This is a genomic window from Prauserella marina, from assembly GCF_002240355.1.
Classification (GTDB): domain Bacteria; phylum Actinomycetota; class Actinomycetes; order Mycobacteriales; family Pseudonocardiaceae; genus Prauserella_A; species Prauserella_A marina.
In genome coordinates, this window is the sequence record NZ_CP016353.1 from 1,796,264 (window position 1) to 1,820,243 (window position 23,980).

Genomic DNA, 23,980 nt, shown 5'->3' on the forward strand with positions numbered 1-23,980 from the left:
GCGGTGCCCATCGTGGCGTCGCCCCCTCGGCTCGTCCGCCCCATCCCCGGTACAGAAGGTGACAGGTATGGTATCCATCGGGTTGTGGTTGGTCGGCGCGCGAGGTTCGGTTGCCACTACGGCGATCGCGGGACTGCTCGCGTTGCGGGACAGGATCGTCCAGCCGGAGGGCTGCGTCAGCGCGCTTCCCCAGTTCGAGGGCTCCGGTCTGCCCACGTGGGACGAGATCAGGGTCGGCGGGCACGACATCGCCGAAACCGCGCTCGACAAACGTGCGGAACTGCTCACCGATTCGGGTGTGATCCCGCACCGGGTGCTCGACGCGGTCCGTTCCGGACTGTCCGAGGTGGACGGTGATATTCGAGGTGGTTACCACCCGGCGACGCATTCCGGCTCCCAGGCCGACGCGGCGAGGCGGCTCGCCGACGACATCGGCGAGTTCTCCTCGCGGCACGGCCTCGACAGGGTCGTCGTCGTCAACGTGTCCTCGACCGAACCGGTGTTTCCCTCGCTACCGGAACATCGCACGCTGGAAGCGCTCGAAGCTGCCATGGCCGTGCCGGGAAGAACGGTGCTGCCGCCGAGTTCGGTCGCCGCCTACGCCGCCATACGTGCGGGTTGTCCCTTTGTCGACTTCACGCCATCGACCGGTATCCGGTTGCCCGCGCTGACCGAACTCGCCCGCAGGCAGGCGATCCCGTACGCGGGTTCGGACGGCAAGACCGGCGAGACGCTCGTGCGCAGCACGCTCGCTCCCATGTTCGCGGCAAGAGCGCTGTCAGTGCGGTCCTGGTCGGGCACGAATCTGCTCGGCGGGGGCGACGGGCTCACCCTCGCCGACGCCGAGCACGCGGGCAGCAAGCTCGCCTCGAAGGGAAGGGGCCTCGCCACACTGCTCGGCTCCGAGGTCACCGCCCCACTGCACATCGACAACGTGCCCGATCTCGGCGAGCAGAAGATCGCGTGGGATCACGTGTCGTTCTCCGGTTTCCTCGGGGTGCGGATGAGCGTGCAGTTCACCTGGAGCGGATACGATTCGGCGCTCGCGGCCCCGCTGGTACTCGATCTCGCCAGGTTCACCTCGGCGGCGCACGCGGCTGGAAAGGCCGGTCCGCTCGGCGCGCTCGGTTTCTTCTTCAAGGACCCTGTCGGCACCGACGAGCACCGGCTCGCCGAGCAGTTCGCCGCGCTCGTGTCGTGGGCCGGTGAGCTGTGACGGCACGGCTTCGGTCCTATGTGGACCTGGTGAGGGCGCCCGCCGCACTGACCGTCGTCGGCGACACCGTCGCGGGAGCCGCGGCGGCTGGAATGCCGCTGCGGGGCAGGCAGTGGGCGCTGCCACTGTCTTCCGTCGCGCTGTACTGGGCGGGCATGGCCCTCAACGACTGGGCGGACCGGAAGCTCGACGCGGTCGAACGACCCGAGCGGCCGATCCCTTCCGGGCGAGTGACACCGGGCGCGGCACTCGTCACTGGGGGTGCGCTGACCGCCGCCGGGCTCGGCCTCGCCGGGTTCGGGGGTGGTCAGCGCGCGGCCCGCACCGCGGCGGTTCTCGCGGCGGCGGTGTGGACCTACGACACCAGGCTCAAGGGCACGGCACTAGGGCCGGTGGGTATGTCGGTGTGCAGGGCACTCGACGTCCTGCTCGGTGCCGGAGGCCGGTGGCGGCCGGCGGCACCGGCCGCCTGCGCGCTCGCCGTGCACACGCTCGGCGTCACCGCCCTGTCCGGCGGCGAGGTGCACGGCGGCTCGGTCACCACGGCGGGTGCGGCACTGGCCGGAACAACGGCGGCGACGGGAATCGCGGTCGCCGGTCGCGGGGGAGCGAACGGCGGGGCGAGCAGGATCGCGGCACTGGGCTTCGGCGCGGGATATGCCTTCACCGTGGGAGCCGCGCAACTCGGCGCGGCGCGGCGCCCCACGGCGGCCAGCGTCAGGACGGCCACGGCTGCCGGAATCCACGGCATGGTCCCGTTGCAGGCCAGTCTCGCCGCCCGCAACGGCGCGGTGCGCACGGCCGCCGTGCTCGCCGCGGCGCTGCCGCTGGCCAGGAAGCTGGCGAGGAAGGTGAGCCCGACATGACCCTGCGATTCGGCTACGGCACCAACGGTTTCGCCAACCACCGGCTGGACGAGGCGCTGCGGATCATCGCCGATCTCGGCTACACCGGTGTCGCGCTGACCCTCGACCACGCACACCTCGATCCCTTCGCCGACGACGTGGCAGCCGAGACCAGCAGGGTGGCGGGCCTGCTCGACCGGCTGGGGCTGAGTGTCGTCGTCGAGACCGGCGCGCGGTTCCTGCTCGATCCCCTGCGCAAACACCAGCCGACGCTCGTGTCGGCCGATCCGGCTGCCCGGATCGACTTCCTGCTGCGCGCGGGCCGGATCGCGGCCGAACTCGGCGCCGACTGCGTGTCGTTCTGGTCCGGCGTCGCACCATCCGATGTGGACGAACCGGTGGCGTGGTCCCGGCTCGCCGAAGGTGTCGAGGCCGTGCTGTCGGACGGTGGCCTCGCCGAGGCGGGAGTCCGCTACGCGCTCGAACCCGAGCCAGGTCACTTCGTACAGCACGTCGAGCAGGCGCTGGAACTGAGGCACACGCTCGGCTCGCCGGAGCGGCTCGGCATCACCCTCGACGTGGGGCACTGCGTCGCGGTCGAGCCGGTGTCGGCCGCCGAATGCGTGCGCCAGGTGGGCGGGTTGCTGTTCAACGTGCAACTGGACGACATGCTGCCCGGCGTCCACGAACACCTCGAATTCGGGGAGGGCGGGCTCGATCTGGTCGAGACCGTCGCCGCGCTCGCCGAGGTGGGCTATCCGGGCCTCGCGGCCATCGAATTGCCCCGGCACAGCCACGCCGCTCCCGACGTCGCGCGCCGGGGCATCGAGGCGCTGCGGGCCGCGGAGTGGATTTCCTCGGCACGGCGCGACATCGCCGCCGATCCGGTGAAGATCCGGACCCTGTTCCCCTCGGTGGGCCGCATGGCGGGAAGGTCGGCGCCGGAGGGTTCCGGGCTGATCGAGGGAACGGTGGACGACAAGGCGAGGGTGAATCTGCTCGCCGCGTTGCCGCCAGCCGATCTCGCCGCCGAGATCACCGCGCTCTACCGTTACGGCGACGGGGCAGAACGCAGAGGAGTGCTACGCGGACTGCACCTGCTTCCCGAGGACGCGATCGAGGCGGGGCTGCGGCTGGTCGAGGATGCGTTGCGCGCCAACGACACCGGCCTTGTCGCGGCGGCGCTCGGTCCGTTCGCCGCCAGGCATCTCGACGCGCACACCTGGCGGCACGGCGTGCTCAAGTGCCTGTTCACCGGTGTTCCGCTCGCCGCGGTCAGCGGGCTCGCCGAACGGGCCGACGAAGAGCTGGTGCGGATGGTCGCCGATTTCGCGGCCGAACGCAGAGCGGCGGGCAGGGCGGTCCCCGGCGACGCCGAAGCGATCATCAAGGAGGCCACGGCATGAGAATCTTCGATCCGCACATCCACATGACCTCCCGTACCACCGGCGACTACGAGGCGATGTACGCGGCTGGGGTTCGCGCGCTCGTCGAGCCTGCGTTCTGGCTCGGCCAGCCCCGAACCAGCGTCGGTTCCTTCGTCGACTACTTCGACGGGCTCATCGGCTGGGAACGGTTCCGCGCCGCGCAGTTCGGCATCCGGCACCACTGCACGATCGCGCTGAATCCCAAGGAGGCCAACGATCCGCGTTGCGCCGAAGTGCTCGACCTGTTGCCGCGCTACCTCGCCAAGGACGGCGTCGTCGCGGTCGGCGAGGTCGGCTACGACTCGATGACCGATGCCGAGGAGAAGGCGTTCACCCGGCAGCTCGCACTCGCCGTCGAACACGATCTCCCCGTGCTCGTGCACACCCCGCACAGGGACAAACTCGCCGGGACCAAACGCACGCTGGACGTGGTCGCCGATTCGGGTATCGCGCCGGACCGGGTCGTCGTAGATCACCTCAACGAGCTGACCGTCGGGGTCGTCGCCGATTCCGGTTGCTGGATGGGTTTTTCCATCTACCCCGACACCAAAATGGACGAACAGCGCATGGTGGCGATCCTGCGCGAGTACGGTACCGACCGCATGCTCGTCAACTCGGCTGCCGACTGGGGACGTTCCGATCCGCTCAAGACGCAGGCCACCGGTACGGCCATGCTCGAAGCCGGGTTCACCGAGTCCGCCGTGGACACGGTGCTGTGGTCGAACCCGGTTGCTTTCTACGGCAAGAGCGGCAAACTCATGCTCGATCCGTTTCCCAGCGACGAGGGGAGCGCGGCGACGTTCGAGGGCAACTCGGTGCTGCGCGGGGCGAGGGCGTAATGCTGCTGTCCTACTGCACCAACGTGCACCCCGCCGAGGACCTGGAAGGGATACTACGGCAGCTCGACACCTATGCCGTTCCCGTCGCGGAACATCTCGGCGCCGACCGGCTCGGGATCGGATTGTGGCTCGCCGCCGGTGTCGCGTCGGGGCTGGCCACCGACCGTAGCGCCAGGAAGCGGCTCGCGGCCGAACTGAGCGCGCGAGGGCTCGCCGTCCGGACGATGAACGCCTTCCCCTACGGTGGTTTTCACGACGATGTCGTCAAGCACTCGGTCTACCTGCCGACCTGGACCGACCCGAGACGGTTACGGTACACATTGGACTGTGTGACCGTGCTGGCCGATCTGCTCGATCCCGAAGCGAGCTACGGAAGCATCTCGACATTGCCGCTCGCGTGGCGGACGCCGTGGAGCACTTCACACGACGTGCGATCCGCGATCGCCTTCGACGAGGTCGCCAGGGTGCTGCGCACTTCGCTGGCCCGCAACGAGCGGCCGATCCGCATCGCGGTCGAGCCCGAACCGGGGTGCGTGCTCGACACCGTTGCCGACGCGGTGCGCTGGCTTTCCGGAAGGGTCGACCCCGAGCACATCGGACTGTGCCTCGACACCTGCCATCTCGCGGTGTCGTTCGCCGATCCCGCCGCCACGGTCAAAACCATTGCCGAGTCAGGGCTGAAAGTGGTGAAGGTGCAGGCTTCGGCCGCGCTGCATGTCGAGAACCCCGCCGATCCGGCGGCAATGGCGGCGCTTGCCGAGTTCTCCGAGCCCCGCTATCTGCACCAGGTGCGCGAACTGTCGGCTTCGGGAGCGGTGCTCGCCGCCGACGATCTTCCGGCCGCGATGGACGAACTGCCCGCGACGGGACCGTGGCGCGTGCACTTCCACGTCCCGCTGCACGCGCGGCCGAGCGCGCCGCTGAGTTCGACGACCTCGGTGCTCACCGAGACGATCGGGGCGCTCGGCGCTCTCGGTGGCGAGCTGCCGCATGTCGAGGTGGAGACCTACACCTGGAACGTGCTGCCGCCCGCGCAGCGCCAGGATCTCGCTTCCGGAATCGCAGAGGAACTGAACTGGGCTCGCGCGGAGGTGCTGCCGTGAAGAAACTGCTGCTGCTCGACATCGTCGGCATGACCCCTTCGCTGTTGCGGCACATGCCCAACCTCACCGCGATGGCGACGAGGGGCTGGCAGGCGCAGCTCGGCACGGTGCTTCCCGCCGTCACGTGCAGCGCGCAGTCGACGTTCCTGACCGGGACGATGCCCGCTCAGCACGGCATCGTCGGCAACGGCTGGTACTTCCGCGAGCTCGGCGAGGTCCACCTGTGGCGCCAGCACAACCGGCTCGTGCGGGGACCGAAGCTGTGGGAGACGGCGAGGGAAACAGCGCCGGAGTACACCGCGGCCAACATCTGCTGGTGGTACGCGATGGGTGCGAGTACCGACTTCACCGTCACGCCACGGCCCATCTACCACGCCGACGGCCGCAAGTCCCCCGACTGTTACGCGCGGCCACCGGCGCTGCACGACGAGCTGACCGAAGCGCTCGGCCCGTTTCCGCTCTTCCAGTACTGGGGCCCCACCGCCTCGATCGCCTCCACCCGGTGGATCGTCGGCGCCTCGCGCAGGCTGCTGCGCACCCAGCGGCCCGACCTCGTGCTCACCTACCTGCCACACCTCGACTACGACCTGCAACGCTACGGCCCCGGTTCGGCCAAGGCCGCCGAGGCGGCCCGCGCCGTCGACACCGAGGTGGCCGCGCTGTTGACCGACGCGCGGGAGGCGGGCTACGTGGTGGTCGCGCTCTCGGAGTACGGCATCACGGAGGCCGACACCCCCGTCGACATCAACAGGGCGCTGCGCAGGGCCGGGTTGCTTGAGGTGTACACACAGGACGGTATGGAGTACCTCGATCCGTGGGCCTCCAGCGCGTTCGCCGTCGCCGACCACCAGGTCGCCCACGTGTATGTGCGCGACGAAGCCGACCAGCCGAGGGTGCGGGCGATCGTGGCGGAGCTGACCGGGGTCGACGAAGTGCTCGACCGGCAGGCCCAGGCCCGCTACGGCATCGACCACGAACGCGCGGGCGAGTTCGTCGCCGTCGCCGAGCCGCGCGCGTGGTTCACCTACTACTACTGGCTTGACGACGACCGCAAACCGGATTTCGCGCGGGGAGTGGAGATCCACCGCAAACCGGGTTACGACCCGGCCGAGTTGTTCTTCGACCCCGGCGACAAACTGGTGAAGGTCAAGGCGGCGGCCAATCTGGTGCGCAAGAAGGCCGGTCTCCGGTACGCGATGAACGTCGTCCCCACAGATCCGGCCCCGGTGCGGGGCTCGCACGGCAGGCTGCCCGACTCAGCGGCCGATGGGCCGGTGCTGTTGTGTTCCGATCCCGCGATACCGGCCACTGTGGAGAGTTCCGGTCGTCTCGCCGGAACCGATGTGCGTGATCTGTTGCTGCATCTGCAAGGAATCCGAGAGGAAGTGTTCCGATGAGCCGTCCCGTCACACTGTTCACGGGCCAGTGGGCCGACCTTCCGTTCGACGAGGTGTGTCGGCTGGCCGCCGAATGGGGCTACGACGGCCTTGAGATCGCGTGCTCGGGTGATCATTTCGAGGTCGACCGTGCACTGTCCGAAGAGGACTACGTCGAGAACAGGCTGAAACTGCTCGAATCGCACGGACTGAAAGTGTGGGCCATTTCCAACCACCTCGTCGGCCAGGCGGTGTGCGACGACCCGATCGACGAGCGGCACCGCAACATCCTGCCCGCCAGGATCTGGGGCGACGGTGAGCCGGAGGGCGTGCGGCAGCGCGCGGCGGCCGAGCTGGCCGACACCGCGAGGGCCGCGGCGAAGCTGGGCGTGGACACCGTCATCGGCTTCACCGGTTCCAAGATCTGGAAGTACGTCGCTATGTTCCCCCCTGTCGGGCAGGACACCATCGACGACGGCTACGCCGACTTCGCGGCCCGCTGGAACCCCATTCTCGACGTGTTCGACGAGGTCGGTGTCCGGTTCGCGCACGAGGTACATCCCAGTGAGATCGCCTACGACTACTGGACGACCCAGCGCACGCTGGAGGCGGTGGGCCACCGGCCCGCGTTCGGCCTCAACTGGGATCCCTCGCACTTCGTGTGGCAGGACCTCGATCCGGTCGGTTTCATCCTCGATTTCGCCGACCGGATCTACCACGTGGACTGCAAGGACACCAAGAAGCGGTTCGACGGCCGCAACGGGCGGCTCGGCTCGCACCTCGCGTGGGCCGATCCCCGTCGTGGCTGGGATTTCGTGTCGACGGGACACGGCGACGTCGACTGGGAGAGCGCGTTTCGGGCGCTCAACTCCATCGGTTACACCGGCCCTATTTCGGTCGAGTGGGAGGACGCTGGCATGGACCGGCTCAGGGGTGCCGCCGAAGCCGTTCACTACATCAGGAATCTCAACTTCGACAAGCCGGCGGCAGCCTTCGACGCCGCCTTCAGTGCCGAGAGGAACTGATCGATCATGACGGATACGAGGTTGTCCCGTCGCGCGATGCTGCGTACCGCCGGGGTCGCCACGGCTGCGGCTGGGCTCGCCGTCGCCGCGCCGGGGGTGGCGACGGCGGGCTGGGGGCATGGCTGGGGAAGGCGGATTCCCAAGGACCGCATCGGAATTCAGCTCTACACGTTGCGCGACGCCTTCGAAGCGGATCTCGAAGGAACCATGGAGGCGCTTGCCGACATCGGTTACCGCTCGGTGGAACTGGCCGGAACCTACGGTCGTTCAGCGAAGGAGTTCCGGCGCGTACTCGACAGGTACCGGCTGCGGGCGATCTCGGCACACGTCGACTTCAACGGAGCCGACGTCGATCAACTCATCGACGACGCGAAAACCATCGGCTACCGCACCGCCGACTGTGCCTACGCCAACTACGGCACCATCGCGGAGTGGACCGACTTCGCCAAGCGGCTCGACAAGGCGGGCAAGGCGTTCCGCAAGGCGGGGATCAAGTACGGCTACCACAACCACGCCCACGAGTTTCAGGCCATCGACGGCGTCCGGCCCATCGACGTCATAGCGCGGCACACCTCGCGGCACAACATCCACTTCGAACACGACCTGTACTGGATCGTCAGCGGAGGCGCCGATCCGGTGCGCGAGTTCTACCGCTACTTCGGCAGGGTCACCCAGTTTCACGTCAAGGACAGGGCGGAGGACGGAAGCTTCGCCGACCTCGGCACTGGGACGATCGACTTCCGGCGGCTGTTCAGGGACACCTGGGTCGGTCAGCTGAAGGACTACATCGTCGAGCACGACGCGCCGACCGACCCGGTGAACACCGCCGCCGTCGGTTACCGCTATCTGGCGAACCTCCGGTTCTGAGTCAGCCGACGCCGTTGGCGCGCAGGACCGACACGGCGCTCACCGTCGCGTAGCCCCGCCATTCCAGCGAAGCGGCGGGGGAGTAGCTGGCGAAGTCGACCGGCCAGCCGCCGTCGGCCTGTTGCCGCCCCGCGAGGCGGCGCAGGTCGGCGGCGATCGCGTCGGCGGAGAACAACCGGCGCGCGTCGTCACCGGGCATGGGCGCGAAGTCGAGCGGGCGCAGGTACTCCTCAGCCGAGCCGCCCTCCACGAGCAGGTGGCCGTCCTCGGGCAGAAACGTGCCGAGGCCGTCGAGCAGCACACGGGCTTCGGGCACCGTCGCCGAGGCCGCGCCGAGGAACCGGATCGCGAAGGCGAGTACGAGCGCGTGCGGCCGTTCGGTCAGCGCCCTGATCGCCGACACGCAGTAGCCGGTGACGGTGTCCAGCCACGGGTGGTTCGCTACGGCGGGATCGCGGGCGGCGACGCGGTGCGCGTTCGCCGCGACGATCGCCGAAATCTGCAACGAGGACGCGGTCGAGTCGGCGTCGGCCCAGAACGGCGCGCATCCGGCGCGGCTGGTCACCGGCAGCGCGAAGGGCAACCCGCCGTCGCGCAGGGTGACCGAGGAAAGCCACTCGCACAGTCGCTCCGCGTGCGGGCTCGTGGCCGGTGCGATGTCCCCGAACACCTCGAAAGCGTGCAGCGCGGGCCCCGGCTGGCTCTCCGCGGAGCGCAGGTCGGGCTCCAGTCCCCAGCCGTAGCCGCCGTCGGGATTGCGGTATGCCTCCAGCGCGGCCAGTGTCGCGGCGCGGTTGTCGTGGTCGTCGAGCGTGTGCCGGAACCGGTGCCGGTCGAGCGTCCTCGCGCGCGTCGCCATGAAGTCCGTCGCCGCGCAAAGGTCAGGTTTCATGGGAGCCATCCTCGGCCGTGGCGCGCCGGAGGTCTTGAACGGATCGGACGCGATCACTCAGCCCGGGGACCCGAGCGCGGACTCCACCGTGGGGTGCAGCGACAGCGTCGTGCGCAGGCCCACCGCCTCGACCGGGCGCCGGATGGCCCGCTGCGCGGCGACGATGCGTAACGGCGTTCCTCGCCGCTGCGCCGCCTCGTGCGTGTGCAGCAGCAGGGCCAGCCCTGAGGAGCCGAGGAAATCGACGCCGCTGAGGTCCACGACGAGCGGGTTCGGTGAGCGCAGCGATTCGAGTGCGCCGCGAAGGTGCTGTTCGAGGGGAGGGCCCGTGCTCAGGTCGATCTCGCCGTGCACTCGCACGATCAGGCTGTCGCCGCGCCGCTCGTCGCTGATGTCCAGCAGTGGGCTGTGAGGGGGTAGCTCGGGCATGTCACCTCCAGCGGCATCCAGCGCCGTGATTCCGTTCGCCGGAACCAGCGTGACTCAGCAGCCTAACCCGGCGGAGGGTCGGTGCAAAGCACCCGTCTCCGGGTAGCCGGGTGGGGTGAACGGTTCGAAACGGAAAGGAGCTGACCGACGATGACCCACGTCAGCGAGATCATGACCAGCAATCCTCATTACGTCGACACGAGCGACAACGTGGTGAGCGCCGCCCGTGTCATGGCGGCGGGCGACATCGGGGCGGTGCCTGTCATGGGCGAGGACAAGCGGCTCAAAGGCATGCTCACCGACAGGGACATCGTGGTGCGGGTGCTCGCGGAAGGCAAAGACCCGATGGCGGTACACGCCGGTGAGGTCGTGCGCGGGCCCGTGGTGACGGTGCGTCCCGATGACGACGCCGCCGACGCGCTGCGCGCGATGGCCGATCATCAGGTACGCAGGCTGCCCGTCAGCGAGGACGGTGCCGGGCTGGTGGGCATCGTGTCGCAGGCCGACGTGGCGCGGGTACTTCCCGAGTCCGACGTCGGCGGGGTGGTCGGCCTGATTTCGGAGCGGAACGAGCGGTAACGGCGTTCAAGGGCCTACAGGACGTCCATGGCGACCCGGACCGCTTCGGCGACGTTTCGTGCCACTCGCGCCTGCGCGCGGGCGCGGGTGACGTCGTCGGAACGGGTGCGCTCCGAGGGCACCAGCACCCCCAGCGCACCGGCGGCCCTCGCCGCGTCGACGTCGGCACCCGTGTCACCCACGACGACGCACCGCCGCACGTCGACCCCCAGCGCGTCGGCCGCCCGCAGTACGAGACCGGGTTTCGGCCTCCGGCACGGGCAGGCGTCGGCGGGCCGGTGCGGGCACACCTGCCAGGTCTGGAATGGGCCGAGCAGTTCGTCGACCCTCGCGTCGACCGCGTGCCGCGCCCCGTTGCCTTGGGACATCCCCGACTGGTTGCTGACCACGCCGAGCAGCACACCGGCGTCGCGGAGCGAGCGCAGCGCCGCCGCCACGCCGGGCAGCGGGCGGACTCGTTCGGGGTCGGTGAGCGAGGGAACCGTCTCGATCAGCGTGTCGTCCCTGTCGAACAGCACGGCGGCCGGTTCGCGGATCCGTAGTTCCCCCGCCAGCCGGTAGGCGCACGCGGCAGGTGGAATCAGTGGGCTCGTCGTCAGCATGCGGGCCAGCTCGCCCGGTGACGCGGGCCCAGACCGGATGCGCTTGGCCGCCAGTTCGGCGGTCAGCCCCGCCCACATACCGCCGGCGAGCGCGGTGGCCAGCCGGTTGCGGGAGGCGAGCGCGCCGAGCGTGGCGAATCCGGCGAGGGTGGTGACCGCGTGCCTGCCCAGCCTGCCAGGGGTGTCGCCGGTCAGCGATCGCCAGTGCCTGCCGTGCTTGGCGCGCATCAACGCGTCGTCGGCATTGTGCCGCTGCCGTCGCACGCTCGCCAGGAAACCCTCGTTGTGCACGGGATGGGTCGTCACCCTCCGGCCCTCGGCGATCCGGTAACCCGCCTTGCACACCCGCAAGGCGAGGTCGGCGTCCTCCCTGAACGCGCGGGGGAACCGCTCGTCGAAGCCGCCGACCTCGATCAGCGCCGCGCGCCGGTAAGCGACGTCCGCCGCCGTCCACTTCGTACCGCTGAGCCGAAGCACGTCGCGTTCCTGATCGGTGGGGCGGCGGTCTTCCGGTACGGCGGCGGCGATCCTGGCGACCGAGGCGGCGACCCCTTGAGGCAACCCGTCGAGGTCTTCGGAAAGACGTTGCGTCCAGTCCACATCGGTCACGACGTCGTCGTCGAGGAAGGCGATCCACTCGGTGGTCGCGGCTCGCCAGCCGACGTTGCGCGCCGCGGCGGGGCCGCGACTCGCCGACCTCAGCTGCCGCAAGGGAAACCGGATGCGCGGTAGCGTCAGAGGCGCGTCGAGTGTACTGCCGTCCGCGTTCCTGACGCGCCGGTCGTCGACGACGATGACCTCGGCCGGATGTGGCCCCCTTGAGCTGCCCAGTGCGCGCAGGAGCGCCACGAGACTCGCCCTGCCCGTGGTCGGGATGACGACGCTGTAGTCCATCTTTGCCTCCACACGGCGGACGGACCTCGCGTGCGTCCATCCGCCGCCGGTGTGTGCGGTTGTGGGTTTTCGGTGGTTCCCGGCGGGTTGTGCGTGGCCGGTGTGCCTCACCGGCCGGACCGCGGTCTCGTGGCTGGGTTGTGGTCGTATCCGTTGGCGGGCCGTGTGCTGCCGTGGTGTCGCGGTGTGCGTCTGTGCTGGTTCCCTGGTGTGGCCCTGATGCGTCTGTGGTGCGGGGGTGGTGCGGATGTGGCGGCCTTGGTATGGGCTGTGGTGCTGCTCTGCTGGGCACTGGTTCGTCTGTGCTGTAGCCGTGGGGGCGCGGTGCTCGGGGTGCCGTTGATTGGGGTCTGGCGTGGACGTTTTCGACTCTCAATCGCTACCCGTTGTGCCTGGAATCAAACCGTTTGTCGCGGGCATCCCCCACACGAGCCCCAAACCTCGCGAGTCCCCCGTCCAGGCCGCCGAGATCCGCGTTCGGGACGGTGAGATCCCCGTCAGGGGCCGCGAGTTCTGCATTCGAGTCGCCGAGATACACATCCGGCTACCCACCCCACCGCGGTCTCGCCCGCCTGGCGCCAGAACTCGCACGCGGCGGGGCGCGGATCTCACTTACCAGCACGCACGGCTCGCCTCCCGAGTGCGGATCTCGCCCGCGCGAGCGCGGGTCTCGCTGTCCGGAGTGCGGATCTCGACGGTTTGAACGCAGATCTCGGCGGCCTGAGTGCGGATCTCGCGCGCCGGAGCGCGGGCTCGCGGGGCTGCCTGGCACCCGACAGGCTCGGCGGGGATTGGCCCGCCTCCCGGGTGGGTAGCACTTTCCGGGAGTACCCGCGTGCAGAGGGAGGGTCGTCCATGACCGGCTTCTTTGGTTCGGACTCCGGTCCGAGCGCCTTCGACCAGTTTCTCGCCCAGTTCTTCGGCAACGCCACACCGGGCCGCCCGCCCCAGGCCGTGGGCATCACCCGGCTGATGAGCGAGCAAGCGCTGGCGCTGGTCTCCGAAGCCGTCGAGAAGTCACGCGAATGGGGTGGAAACGAGCTCGACTCGCTGCATCTGCTGTGGGCCGCGACGCGATCGCCCGGCAGTCGAGAACTGATCCAGCGCGCGGGCGCCGACCCCGACGCCGTCGCGGCGCGCGTGGAGCGCGAGGCACCCCACGGCTCCCAGCGCACCGGCACCCCGGCACTCACGCCGGGAGCCAAGCGCACCCTGCTCGACGCACACCAGATCTCCAGGGGACTCGGGTCGAGCTACATCGGCCCGGAACACCTGCTGCTCGCCATGGTCGCCGGTCAGGATTCCGGCGCGGGCAGGGCGCTCGGCGAGTTCGGCGTCACCCCCGACACGATGCGCAGGGTCATCCAGGGCCAGGATCCAGGCACGGCAACCGGCACCGGCAGGGGCAGGCACGCCCCGCCGAGCGAGACCGAGACGCTGGACACCTACGGCCGCGACCTCACGGCGATGGCCCGCGACGGTCAGGTGGATCCCGTCGTCGGCAGGGACGACGAGATCGAGCAGACCATCGAGGTGCTGTCCCGGCGAACCAAGAACAACCCGGTACTGATCGGTGAGGCCGGGGTCGGCAAGACCGCCATCGTCGAAGGTCTCGCGCAGCGCATCGTCGACGGTCAGGTGCCGGACACGCTCATCGACCGCAGGGTCGTGCAGCTCGACGTGACCTCCATGGTCGCGGGCACCCGTTACCGGGGCGACTTCGAGGAGCGGATGACGAAGCTGCTCGACGAGATCCGCGGTCACCGCGACGAGCTGATCGTGTTCATCGACGAGCTGCACACCGTGGTCGGCGCCGGTTCCTCGGAAGGGTCGATGGGGGCGGGGAACATGCTCAAACCACCGCTTGCCAGGGGTGAGCTGCACATCGTCGGAGCGACCACATTGGACGAATATCGCACCAATGTGGAGACCGACCCCGCCTTCGAGCGCAGGTTCCAGCCGATTCTGGTCCCCGAGCCGAGTGTCGACGACACGATCCTGATCCTGCACGGGTTGCGCGATCAGTACGAGGCTCACCACCAGGTCCGGTTCACCGACGAGGCGCTGGACGCCGCGGCGACGATGTCGGATCGCTACGTCAACGACCGGCATCTTCCCGACAAGGCGATCGACCTGATCGACCAGGCCGGGGCACGCGTCAGGATGCGCTCGCGAAGGCGGCCGGAAGAACTGCGGGACCTGGAGTCGCGGCTGGAACAGCTCACCCGCGACCGCGATCAGGCGGTGAGCGAGGAGCACTACGAGCGGGCCTCCTCGCTGCGCGACGAGATCAAGGAACTGCGGGGACGGATCGAGGAGGTGGCAAAGGGGGAGCGGCCCGCCGACGTTCCCGAGGTGGCCACGGTCGACATCGCCGAGGTCGTCGCCAGGCAGACCGGCATCCCGATCAGCCAGCTGACCGAGGAGGAACGCGACCGGCTGCTGCACCTTGAGGATCATCTGCACGGCAGGGTCGTCGGCCAGGACGAGGCCGTGCAGGCCGTCGCGGAGGCGGTCCGCAGGACCCGCGCCGGTCTCGCGGAACCCAACCGGCCCTCGGGAAGTTTCCTGTTCCTCGGGCCAACAGGTGTTGGCAAGACCGAGCTGGCGAGAGCGCTGGCCGAGGTGCTTTTCGGTGGCGAGGACAGGATGATCCGGCTCGACATGTCGGAATACGGGGAGCGGCACACGGTGTCGCGGCTGATCGGAGCGCCGCCAGGCTACGTCGGCTACGACGAGGCCGGCCAGCTCACCGAGGCGGTGCGCAGGCACCCGTATTCGGTGGTGCTGCTCGACGAGATCGAGAAGGCCCACCCCGACGTGTTCAACATTCTGTTGCAGGTGCTCGACGACGGCAGGCTCACCGACGGTCGCGGTAGGACGGTCGACTTCACCAACACCGTGCTGATCATGACCAGCAACATCGGTTCCGAGCTGGTGCTGAGCAGCACGCAGGGCGCGCTCGGGTTCTCGGCCGGTGTGGAAGGTGATTCCGACGAGCCGCTGAGGGAACGGCTCATGCGCAGGCTCAGGGAGAGCTTCCGCCCCGAATTCCTCAACCGCATCGACGAGATCATCGTGTTCCGCAAGCTGTCGCCGGAGCAGCTTGAGCAGGTGACGTCGCTGTTGCTGAGCGAGACCAAGCGCAAGGCGAAGGCACAGGACGTGGGTGTCGAGATCGAACCGGAGGCGGTGCGCTGGCTTTCCGAGGCCGGGTACCAGCCCGAGTACGGCGCGAGGCCGCTGCGGCGCACCATTCAGCGCGAGGTGGACAACGTGTTGTCGGGGATGCTGTTGCGCGGCGACGTCGGCGCGGGCGGTCACGTCACGGTGAGCGTGCGCAACGGCAGGCTGTCGTTCGCGGTCACCCAGCCGGCCGCCGTGTGACTCACTCCGGCTGGAGCGCGGGGCGCGCCGGTTCGGGGAGGACGTGTTCGTAGGCCCTGAACGTGTCTGCGGCGACCCTGTCCCACGAGTAGCGGCAGCGGGCTCGGTCACTGCCCGCGATGCCGTATGCCTCGCGCAAGGCGTTGTCCAGCAACAGCTCCCTGACCGCCTCGGCGACGTTGTCCGGCCGGTCGGCTGGCACGAGTGTCCCGGTGACGCCGTCCACCACCGTGTCGGTGAGGTCTCCGACACCGGCGGCGACGACCGGGACGCCGCAGGCCATGGCCTCCACCGGCGTGCCGCCCGCCGCTTTCGCGCGCGGGGTGCACACCACGACGTCGGCGGAGCGCAGCAGCGCGGGAAGGTCGGTGTCGGGCACGTCGCCGATCAGGCTCACCCTGTCGGCGACCCCGTGCCGCGCGGCATGTTCCAGCAGGGCAGCGGAGATGGTGTCGCGGGTACCGGCTCTGCCCGCGATCACCAGTTCGGTGTCCGGCAGCGCGCGCAGTGCCGTGATGGTGATGTCGAAACCCGAGTCCTCGCACAGCTCACCCGCCGAGACGAGCCGGTACCCTCTGGCGCGAGGCTGAGTGACGCCGGTCGCCGTGAACACGGCGAGGTCGACCCCGCCGGGTACCACGGATATCCGGGCCCTCGGCACGCCGAGTCTTGCCAGTTCATCGGCCTCCACTGTGGACATCGCGACGATTCTGGCTACGTTGCGGCCGACGAGCCGTTCCAGCCGGACACGTTCGGCCGTCGCGGCGTCCGTCCTGCCCTCCGCGGCGAGGGTGTGGAAGGTCTGGGTGATGGGGATGCCCATGGCTTTCGCCGCGGTCACCGCGGTGATGCCGGACATCCAGAAGTGCGCGTGTACGAGGTCGGGCGGCTCGGCCGACCACGCGTCGTCGAGGAAAGCCGCGAACGTGCCGAGGTGCGGGAGGACGTCTTCGGTTTCAAGCGGCCGAGCCGGACCCGCCGGAATGGGCACGATCCGGTAGCCGTCCTCGGTCGGTCCCGATCGCCTCCCGGGAGCGTCGCGTCGCGTGTAGACGGTGATGTCGTGGCCAGCCCTCGTCAGAGCGGCGGAAAGTTCCGCGACGTGCCTGCTCTGATCGCCGAGGGAGGCCGAGGGACTGGCCCGCTCGGAGACCATGGCGATTTTCATCGCTGTGGCCGGTGTTCGGGAAGCAGCGCGATGACGAGCCCGGCCGCGCAGCTCAGCCCGTAGAGGAAGGCGTTGGCGGCGTTGACGTTCACGATGTCACCGGGACCGCCGATGACGGTCGCGAAGATCGTGTACGCGGTGAGTCCCGCGAAGGCGAAGAAGAGCAGCCAGCCGTAAACCCTCGTTGTGGCCGATTTGCGGGCGGCGAGCAGGCCGAGCACGCCCGCGGCGATGTGGACGATGTTGAGCAGCCCGCTCACGCCGAAACCGAGGACGGTCCGGCTGTGGTCGACGCCCGCCGCGTCACCATGCGTGACGAATCCGGCGATGCCCAGCGCGAGGAATATCGCGCCGATGACCAATACGACGAATCTCGGCCAGGACACCTGGGGCACGGTGGCCGGTGTCGACGCTGAACTGGTCATGACGGCCACCGCGACGAGTTGAACTCTGGCAGGTACCGCATCGGTTGTCCTTTCCGTCCGGCAGGCGCGGCCCCGACGGTCCACGTGCGACTCCCGAGGCGCGGACCGGACGCCTGCCCACTCGGTGCGACCGAGCGCGCTCCACTCGGCTACCCGCGCCGGTGCGGCGCAAACTGCTTGGTGAAATCGATGTGCACGAGCTGCCTTGTCGGCTGGTGCAGGCCGGTTTCACAGCGCCAAGCCGACAGCGAGTCGGTGACGACGCCGAGTACCCGCCAGCCGAACGTGTCGTTCTGGGGGAGACCACCGTGCGTGGTCGTCGTGGAGATCGCCACCCGCAGCGTTCCGAAGGTGACCGAGTAGCGGCAGTTCAGCATCGCGCCTGGGGTGGAGCGGCGGATCAGGCAGGTACACGCCTCGTCGACCGCGATCGTCACGTCCGCGGCCTCGTCGGGGCCGAAACCCTCGTGGGCCGCCAGATGCCTGGCGAGCGCCCGCAGCGTGGCGAGGTTGCGGAACTCGGCGGGCACGGTCAGCTCGAAAGGACCGGCGCAGCCCGGCCCCCTCCACTCCTCAAGCTCGCGACAACGCATGGTCAAAGTGGGGTACCCGGCGAGGCGGTGCGAAACGCGAGCTGATCGTGGTCAGCGCAGCGGGTGCAGCGGCGCCAGTTCGACGGGCGCGGCTCCCGTGACGATCGTGTCGGCCAGCAGCTTGCCGCTCACCGGCCCGTGGGTCATGCCCCACATGCCGTGTCCTCCCGCGACGTAGACGTGGGAGGACAGCGTCGGCCCGATGAGCGGGAGCCCGTCGGTGGTGCACGGCCGGGCACCGACCCACTCGTCGGAGCGCGTATCCCAGTCGACATCGCGTACGAAGAGCCTCGCCGCGCTCAGGACACTCGTGATGCGCCGGGGGTCGAGCGGGGCGTCGGCCGGCCGGAACTCCATCATTCCGGAGACTCTGAGCCGGTCACCCAGCGGAGTGCACACGACTTTCTCGGCGGGAAAGTAGACCGGGCCGGAGGGCATGACACGGGGAATCACGCTGAAGCTGTAGCCCCGGCCCGCGCGCACGTGCCTGCGCACCCCGAATCCGTGCGCGAGGCGGTCGAGCAGCGCGCCGTTGGCCAGTACGACGGCGTCGGGTTCGTGGACCGCTCCTGCGGCGGTGTGGACGCGCGCGCCGCGTTCGGTGGCCTCGACCGAGGTCACCTCCGCGCCTTCCTCGATGTGGACGCCTTTCTCACTGACGGCGGCGGCGAGTGCCCGTACATAGCTCACCGGGTCGACGCAGCGCTGCCCGTGAAGCCGCAGCGCGCTGCCGATCCGGGAGGACAGCGTCGGTTCCAGTTCCCGCGCCCGCACGCCGGTCAGCAGTTCGAACTCCACGTGCTGGCCAGCGGCCCTCACCCGCTCCAGTTCGGTGACGATCACCTGGCGTTGCTGATGGTTCCGGGTCGCGATGAGACACGGCGCCAGTGTCTCGGTCACGGCCGATGGCAACTCGTCGTGCGCGGCCAGCGCCTTGTTGTTCAGCGGAGCCAGCGCGGCCATGCCGCTGTTCCAGCGCCGCGACGTGCTGTTGCGGGCGAGTGAGAGCAAGAACGGCGCGAGCCGGGGATCGGCGGGAACGTAGAGCGGAGCCGACGGCGAGAGGAAACCCGAAAGCCCTGCCCGCAGCGTCGCCGGTTCCGGCAGCGGAACCGCGAGCGCTGGGGAGAGCCAGCCCGCGTTGCCCCACGAGGCGCCCTCGCCCGTTCTGCCCCGCTCCAGCACGGTGACCTCGACGCCGTAGCGGCGCAGGAACCACGCGGTGCACAGGCCGACGAAGCCCGCGCCGACAACCACAACGTGCCCTGGCTCACGCCTGCTGATCATGTTGATCCAGCCTAGCCGCGCTGACGGCGGCGAGAAACACTCACCAGGGTCGTATGCTCGCGGAATGTCTGTCGTGGCACAGGGCATGGAAGACGGCAAGGACGGGAAAGACTTCGAGGCCGCGCGTCCCAGGCTGTTCGCCATCGCCTACCGCATGCTGGGCTCCGCCGCCGAGGCCGAGGACGCCGTGCAGGACACGTTTCTGCGCTGGACCGCGGCGGACCGCTCCGACATCGAGGTCCCGGTGGCGTGGCTGACGAAGGTGCTCGGCAACCTGTGCCTCACGCGGCTCGGCTCGGCCCGCGCGCGCAGGGAAAGCTACGTCGGACCGTGGCTGCCCGAGCCGGTGGCGACCGAGGACTCGGCGCTGGGCCCGCTCGACACGGCCGAGCAGCGCGACTCGGTGTCGATGGCCTTTCTCCTGCTGCTGGAACGGCTCAATCCGGCCGAACGGGCGGTGTTCGTGCTCAGGGAGGCATTCGAGTACGCGCACAGGGAGATCGCGGAAATCCTCGATCTGACCGAGGCCAACAGTCAGCAGCTCTACCACCGCGCGCGGCGGCGCGTCGCGGAGGAACGTGCCCGGTTCCCCTCTGCACCGCGGCGGGGAAAGGAGATGGCGCAACGGTTTCTGTCCGCGGCGAGAGGCGGGGACCTCGAAGGGCTGAGGGAACTGCTCGCCGCCGATGTCGTCTCGTGGGCTGACGGCGGCGGCAAGACTCACGCGGCGAGGAAACCGGTGCGCGGACTGGACAAGGTCGTGCGGTATCTGGGTTGGATGAGCACCGAGGTGCCGGGTCTGGCCGTGACGGTGCTGGAACTCAACGGCCAGCCCGGCCTGCTGGCGACCGTGGGGGAGCAGCCGCTGCTCGCCGTCGTCCTCGACATCGCCGACGGCAAGATCACCACCATTCGGATAGTCAACAACCCCGACAAACTCGTGTTCCTGAATACGCAGGTGCGCCGGAACGGGTGAAGGGGTCCCGTTCCGGCGATAGGGTGCCGTCAGGGCATCCACCGACCGGAGGTGCGCGGGCGCATGGGCAGCCGGGGCAGGGACACCGTCGACGCCGTCGTCGTCGGGGCGGGAATCAACGGTCTCGTCGCCGCGGCCGAACTCGGCAAGGCCGGCTGGTCGGTCGCACTGGTCGAGGCAGGCGAGCGTCTCGGAGGTTTCGTCGACTCGGGGCAGCGGACCCTTCCCGGCTACGTGCACGACACGTACTCCTCGTGGCATCCGCTGTTCGTGTCGGGACCGGCCTACGGCACGCTCGGCGACGATCTGCACCGGCACGGCCTCAGGTACCGCAACACCGAAGGGGTACTCACCGCGAGTGTCGCCCGCGGCGGAAGGACCGTGCTGGCCCACCGTGACCCGGAAGCGACGACGGAAGGTTTCGAGTACCCCGCCGACAGAGCGAGGTACCTGCGCATGCTCGCCGACGTCGACCCTTCCGTGCTGGCGGTCGTGCTCTCCGGCGAGCCACGAGGCACAAGCGCGCTGACCGGCATGGCTTCGCTGGCGCTGCGCGGGCGGCTGCCCGGCATCCGCTCGCTGACAAGGGACGTGGTGACCAGCGGGCGCGGCTATGTGCGCAGGGAATTCGACGGCTGGGAAGTCGATCAGCTCTGGACACCGTGGTTGTTGCACGCCGGGCTCGCGCCCGATCAGGCGACGGGCGGGTTTCTGCTTCCCGTCCTCGCCGCGACGTTGCACGGCGCCGGGCTTCCCGTCGTCGAGGGTGGTGCGCGGCGGTTCGTCGCGGCCTTCGAATCGCTGCTGGCGACGCTGCCGGTCGAAGTAAGGCTCGGCAGCGCCGTCGAGAAGGTCGTCGTCGAGGACGGAAAGGCGGCAGGCGTCGTCGCGGGAGGGACCACGGTGCGGGCCAGAAGGGCCGTACTCGCCTCCGTCGCGCCCGACGTGCTCTACGAGGAGCTGCTGGGCGGGGCACGTAAGCCCTATCCCCGGTTCCGGCAGGGACGTGCCGCGATGCAGATTCACGTCGCGCTCGCCGCTCCGCCGAACTGGCGCGACCCGCGACTCGCCGGGGTGCCGCTGATCCATCTCAGCGACGGCGCCGGCAGCACCGGCATCGCCTGCGCCGAGGCGGAAGCGGGTCTGCTTCCCCGCGACCCGACCGTCGTCGTCGGCCAGCAGCACGTGCTCGACCCGGCGAGGGTGCCCGATGGCGCCGCGAGCCTGTGGATCCAGTTGCAGGAGGTGCCGTTCGCGCCGAAAGGTGACGCCGCAAGGGAATTGGACACCTCGGGCGGCTGGGCCGGTTCGCTTGGCCGCGCGTTCACCAATCGCGTGCTCGCCCGGATCACGGAACAGGCACCGGGACTGTCCGCGCTGGTGCGGCACGTCGACGTGCTCACCCCGGCCGATCTCGCCTCGGCCAACCCCAACGCGGTCGCCGGTGACCCCTACGGCGGTTCCGCCGAGCTGGACCAGAGCCTGTGGTGGCGGCCACCACACAGGACACCGGTGCCGAAACTGTGGCACATTGGCGCCTCGACCCATCCCGGTGCCGGGCTCGGCGGCGGTTCGGGGCATCTCGTGGCCACCGCGCTGACCCGCCGCCGTTGACGGCCGTGCCGCTGTGACGAGAGGGAAGCCATGCCGCTGCTCACGGATCTGCTCGAAGCGATAGGCGACAAGCGGATCGAGGTCGTCGACCTGACCGCGCCGCTCACCGAGAACACCCCGGTCCTGCGTCTTCCCGAGCCGTTCGCCAACACGATCGGTTTCTCGCTCGAACAGATCAGCCGCTACGACGAGGCCGGGCCTGGCTGGTACTGGAACAACATCCACACCGGCGAGCACACCGGTACTCATCTCGACGCGCCGGTGCACTGGCTCAGCGGCAAGGACGGGCTCGACGTGTCGCGGATCCCGTTGAGCACTCTCGTCGCGCCCGCCGTCGTGCTCGACGTCTCGGAGCGGGTCGAGGGCAACCCCGACTTCCTGCTGGAGGTCGCCGACGTGCGGGCATGGGAAGCCGAGCACGGCCCGCTCCCCTCGGGCGGCTGGTTGCTGTTGCGGACCGGCTGGGACGAGCATTCCACCGACGAGGAACGGTTCCTCAACACCGACGACACCGGATCGCACACGCCGGGAGTGTCGGCCGAGTGCGCGCGGTGGCTCGCCGAGGAAACCCCGGTCGCCGGTCTGGGCGTCGAGACGGTCGGTACCGACGCTGGTTGCGCGCCCGCGCTGGAACCCGCTTTCCCTTGCCACCACTACTTTCTCGGCGCCGGGAAGTCCGGGCTGACGCAGTTGCGCAACCTCGCGACGCTACCGGCGACCGGTGCGGTGCTGGTGATCTCGCCGCTGCCCATCGTCGGCGGATCGGGCAGCCCGGCACGCGTGTACGCGCTGGTGGAGCGGTGAACGTAGCGCGGCTCGTCGGCACGACGCTCGCCGGGCTCGGTGCCGAAGCGGTCTTCGGCGTCGTCGGCAGCGGGAACTTCGAGGTGACCAACGCGTTGCGCTCGGCGGGGGTCGCGTTCACGGCGGCGAGGCACGAAGGCGGAGCCGCGACCATGGCCGACGCCTACGCCAGGGTCAGCGGCAAGCTCGCGTTGGTGAGCGTGCACCAGGGCTGTGGCCTCACCAACGCGCTCACCGGTATCGGGGAAGCGGCAAAGAGCAGGACACCGTTGCTGGTGCTCGCGGCCGACACGGCAGGATCGGCCGTCCGGTCCAACTTCCGCGTCGACCAGGACGCCGCCGTGACCGCCGTCGGCGCCGTCGCCGAACGTGTGCACTCGGCCGAAAGCGCGTCAGCCGACATCCTGCGCGCCTACCGCAAGGCCGTGCACGAGCGAAGGACCGTGGTGCTCAACCTTCCACTCGACGTGCAGGCACAGCAGGTCGTCGAGGAGCACGAGGTCACGCGCCCGGTGCCGCCGTTGCCCGTTCGCCCGCATCCCTCGGCCGTCGCCGAACTCGCCGGTGTGCTCGCGGAAGCGGAGCGGCCGGTGTTCGTCGCGGGGAGAGGAGCGCTCGCCGCGGGCGGTGAACTCGCCGGACTCGCTGCCAAGTGCGGCGCGCTCCTCGCCACCTCGGCCGTCGCGAATGGACTGTTCACTGAGGACCCGTGGTCGCTGGGGATCTCGGGAGGATTCGCCTCCCCGCTCGCCGTCGAGCTGATCTCCGGCGCCGACCTCGTCGTCGGCTGGGGATGCGCGCTCAACATGTGGACCATGCGCCAGGGCTCGCTCATCGGTTCCGGCACGAAGGTCGCCCAGATCGATGACGACGCCTCGGCGCTCGGCGCGCACCGGCCCGTCGATCTGGGTGTCGTGGGAGACGTAGCGCTGACCGCGCGCGATGTCGCGGCCGGAGCACGGGAGCGCGCCGGATACCGCGAACCCTGGATCGCGCGGCGGATCGCCGAGCACGGCAGATGGCGCACGGAGTCCTATGTGGATCTTTCGAGCGATGAAAGGATCGACCCGAGGACGCTGAGTATCGCGCTTGACGACCTGCTCCCCTCCGAGCGGCTCGTCGCTGTCGACTCCGGCAACTTCATGGGTTACCCCAGCGCCTATCTTTCCGTTCCCGACGAGGCCGGATTCTGTTTCACGCAGGCGTTCCAGTCGATCGGGCTCGGGCTCGCGACGGCCATCGGGGCCGCGCTGGCACGACCGGATCGGCTGCCCGTCGCCGCGCTCGGCGACGGCGGAGCGCTCATGGCCGCGGCCGAACTGGAAACCGTGGCCCGGCTGGGACTGCCCATGGTGCTCGTCGTCTACAACGACGCGGCCTACGGTGCCGAAGTCCACCACTTCGGTGAGGGTGCCGATCTCGGCGCCGTGCGGTTCCCCGACACGGATTTGGCTGCCGTGGCAAGGGGATACGGGCTTTCCGGGATCACGGTCAGGTCGGTCGCCGACCTCGCCGGGCTACGGGACTGGCTCGATGGCGCACGCGATCGCGCGCTGCTCGTCGACGCCAAAATCGCCTCGGACGGCGGTTCCTGGTGGCTGGCCGAGGCGTTCAAGGGGCATTAGCTCGTGC

General features: G+C 69.5%; 21 protein-coding genes. 14 read left to right on the forward strand and 7 right to left on the reverse strand.

Annotated features, from left to right (window positions below):
* Positions 1 to 67: 67 nt before the first annotated feature.
* From BAY61_RS08255 to BAY61_RS08290, 8 genes are read left to right on the forward strand one after another with little or no spacing between them, the layout of a single operon-like run.
* A complete protein-coding gene (locus tag BAY61_RS08255) occupies positions 68 to 1,216 on the forward strand; it encodes an inositol-3-phosphate synthase (RefSeq protein ID WP_091800646.1) in 1,149 nt (382 codons plus the stop codon).
* Entirely contained in the window at positions 1,213 to 2,082 is an 870-nt protein-coding gene (locus BAY61_RS08260; RefSeq protein WP_245865911.1) for an SCO3242 family prenyltransferase, read from the forward strand. Before BAY61_RS08255 ends, BAY61_RS08260 begins: the two co-directional genes overlap by 4 nt.
* Positions 2,079 to 3,467 (forward strand): EboA domain-containing protein, encoded by a 1,389-nt coding sequence (locus BAY61_RS08265; RefSeq protein WP_091800649.1) that lies wholly within the window; start codon positions 2,079 to 2,081, stop codon positions 3,465 to 3,467. The genes BAY61_RS08260 and BAY61_RS08265 overlap by 4 nt, the downstream gene beginning before the upstream one ends.
* Positions 3,464 to 4,327 (forward strand): TatD family hydrolase, encoded by an 864-nt coding sequence (locus tag BAY61_RS08270; RefSeq protein ID WP_091800651.1) that lies wholly within the window; start codon positions 3,464 to 3,466, stop codon positions 4,325 to 4,327. The genes BAY61_RS08265 and BAY61_RS08270 overlap by 4 nt, the downstream gene beginning before the upstream one ends.
* A gap of 2 nt (positions 4,328 to 4,329) precedes the next feature.
* A complete protein-coding gene (gene eboE / locus BAY61_RS08275; RefSeq protein ID WP_094168533.1) occupies positions 4,330 to 5,430 on the forward strand; it encodes a metabolite traffic protein EboE in 1,101 nt (366 codons plus the stop codon).
* Positions 5,427 to 6,827 carry an alkaline phosphatase family protein gene (locus tag BAY61_RS08280; RefSeq protein WP_091794636.1) on the forward strand — a complete coding sequence of 467 codons (1,401 nt, stop codon included), beginning with the start codon at positions 5,427 to 5,429 and terminating at the stop codon, positions 6,825 to 6,827. The genes eboE and BAY61_RS08280 overlap by 4 nt, the downstream gene beginning before the upstream one ends.
* A complete protein-coding gene (locus BAY61_RS08285; RefSeq protein WP_091794639.1) occupies positions 6,824 to 7,831 on the forward strand; it encodes a sugar phosphate isomerase/epimerase family protein in 1,008 nt (335 codons plus the stop codon). Before BAY61_RS08280 ends, BAY61_RS08285 begins: the two co-directional genes overlap by 4 nt.
* Before the next feature lie 6 nt (positions 7,832 to 7,837).
* Positions 7,838 to 8,698 (forward strand): sugar phosphate isomerase/epimerase family protein, encoded by an 861-nt coding sequence (locus BAY61_RS08290; RefSeq protein ID WP_091794642.1) that lies wholly within the window; start codon positions 7,838 to 7,840, stop codon positions 8,696 to 8,698.
* Between the two features lies 1 nt (position 8,699).
* Here the strand turns inward: BAY61_RS08290 and BAY61_RS08295 are convergent, their stop codons facing one another.
* Together BAY61_RS08295 and BAY61_RS08300 are read right to left on the reverse strand one after the other, a co-directional pair.
* Complete coding sequence (locus BAY61_RS08295) at positions 8,700 to 9,590, reverse strand: prenyltransferase/squalene oxidase repeat-containing protein (protein ID WP_091798422.1); 891 nt, start codon at positions 9,588 to 9,590, stop codon at positions 8,700 to 8,702.
* A gap of 57 nt (positions 9,591 to 9,647) precedes the next feature.
* A complete protein-coding gene (locus tag BAY61_RS08300; protein WP_091794644.1) occupies positions 9,648 to 10,019 on the reverse strand; it encodes an STAS domain-containing protein in 372 nt (123 codons plus the stop codon).
* Positions 10,020 to 10,169: 150 nt separating this feature from the next.
* On the opposite strand from BAY61_RS08300, the gene BAY61_RS08305 reads away from it, so the two are divergent.
* Positions 10,170 to 10,598 carry a CBS domain-containing protein gene (locus tag BAY61_RS08305; RefSeq protein WP_091794646.1) on the forward strand — a complete coding sequence of 143 codons (429 nt, stop codon included), beginning with the start codon at positions 10,170 to 10,172 and terminating at the stop codon, positions 10,596 to 10,598.
* 14 nt (positions 10,599 to 10,612) lie between these two features.
* Here BAY61_RS08305 and BAY61_RS08310 read toward each other — a convergent pair whose 3' ends face one another.
* Positions 10,613 to 12,094: an HAD-IIIA family hydrolase gene (locus BAY61_RS08310; RefSeq protein WP_091794648.1), complete on the reverse strand. Its 1,482-nt coding sequence runs from the start codon at positions 12,092 to 12,094 to the stop codon at positions 10,613 to 10,615.
* An 855-nt stretch (positions 12,095 to 12,949) separates the two neighbouring features.
* Between BAY61_RS08310 and BAY61_RS08315 the strand changes: the two genes are divergently transcribed.
* A complete protein-coding gene (locus BAY61_RS08315; RefSeq protein WP_091794650.1) occupies positions 12,950 to 15,481 on the forward strand; it encodes an ATP-dependent Clp protease ATP-binding subunit in 2,532 nt (843 codons plus the stop codon).
* A 1-nt stretch (position 15,482) separates the two neighbouring features.
* Here BAY61_RS08315 and BAY61_RS08320 read toward each other — a convergent pair whose 3' ends face one another.
* From BAY61_RS08320 to BAY61_RS08335, 4 genes are all read right to left on the reverse strand, one after another.
* Positions 15,483 to 16,649: a glycosyltransferase gene (locus BAY61_RS08320; RefSeq protein ID WP_091794652.1), complete on the reverse strand. Its 1,167-nt coding sequence runs from the start codon at positions 16,647 to 16,649 to the stop codon at positions 15,483 to 15,485.
* A complete protein-coding gene (locus tag BAY61_RS08325; protein WP_091798425.1) occupies positions 16,646 to 17,074 on the reverse strand; it encodes a DUF4383 domain-containing protein in 429 nt (142 codons plus the stop codon). Before BAY61_RS08325 ends, BAY61_RS08320 begins: the two co-directional genes overlap by 4 nt.
* A gap of 149 nt (positions 17,075 to 17,223) precedes the next feature.
* The gene (locus tag BAY61_RS08330; protein ID WP_091794654.1) at positions 17,224 to 17,667 is read right to left on the reverse strand and encodes an ATP-binding protein; all 444 of its coding nucleotides are present in this window, start codon (positions 17,665 to 17,667) and stop codon (positions 17,224 to 17,226) included.
* Between the two features lie 51 nt (positions 17,668 to 17,718).
* Positions 17,719 to 18,954 (reverse strand): NAD(P)/FAD-dependent oxidoreductase, encoded by a 1,236-nt coding sequence (locus tag BAY61_RS08335; RefSeq protein ID WP_091794656.1) that lies wholly within the window; start codon positions 18,952 to 18,954, stop codon positions 17,719 to 17,721.
* Positions 18,955 to 19,018: 64 nt separating this feature from the next.
* Here BAY61_RS08335 and BAY61_RS08340 point away from each other — a divergent pair, with 64 nt between their 5' ends.
* The 4 genes from BAY61_RS08340 (at position 19,019) to BAY61_RS08355 (ending at position 23,973) form a co-directional block, all read left to right on the forward strand.
* The gene (locus BAY61_RS08340) at positions 19,019 to 19,930 is read left to right on the forward strand and encodes an RNA polymerase sigma-70 factor (RefSeq protein ID WP_245865912.1); all 912 of its coding nucleotides are present in this window, start codon (positions 19,019 to 19,021) and stop codon (positions 19,928 to 19,930) included.
* A 63-nt stretch (positions 19,931 to 19,993) separates the two neighbouring features.
* Complete coding sequence (locus tag BAY61_RS08345; RefSeq protein ID WP_091794660.1) at positions 19,994 to 21,544, forward strand: phytoene desaturase family protein; 1,551 nt, start codon at positions 19,994 to 19,996, stop codon at positions 21,542 to 21,544.
* A gap of 30 nt (positions 21,545 to 21,574) precedes the next feature.
* Positions 21,575 to 22,348: a cyclase family protein gene (locus tag BAY61_RS08350; RefSeq protein ID WP_091794663.1), complete on the forward strand. Its 774-nt coding sequence runs from the start codon at positions 21,575 to 21,577 to the stop codon at positions 22,346 to 22,348.
* Positions 22,345 to 23,973: a thiamine pyrophosphate-binding protein gene (locus tag BAY61_RS08355; RefSeq protein ID WP_091794666.1), complete on the forward strand. Its 1,629-nt coding sequence runs from the start codon at positions 22,345 to 22,347 to the stop codon at positions 23,971 to 23,973. The genes BAY61_RS08350 and BAY61_RS08355 overlap by 4 nt, the downstream gene beginning before the upstream one ends.
* Positions 23,974 to 23,980: the final 7 nt, after the last annotated feature.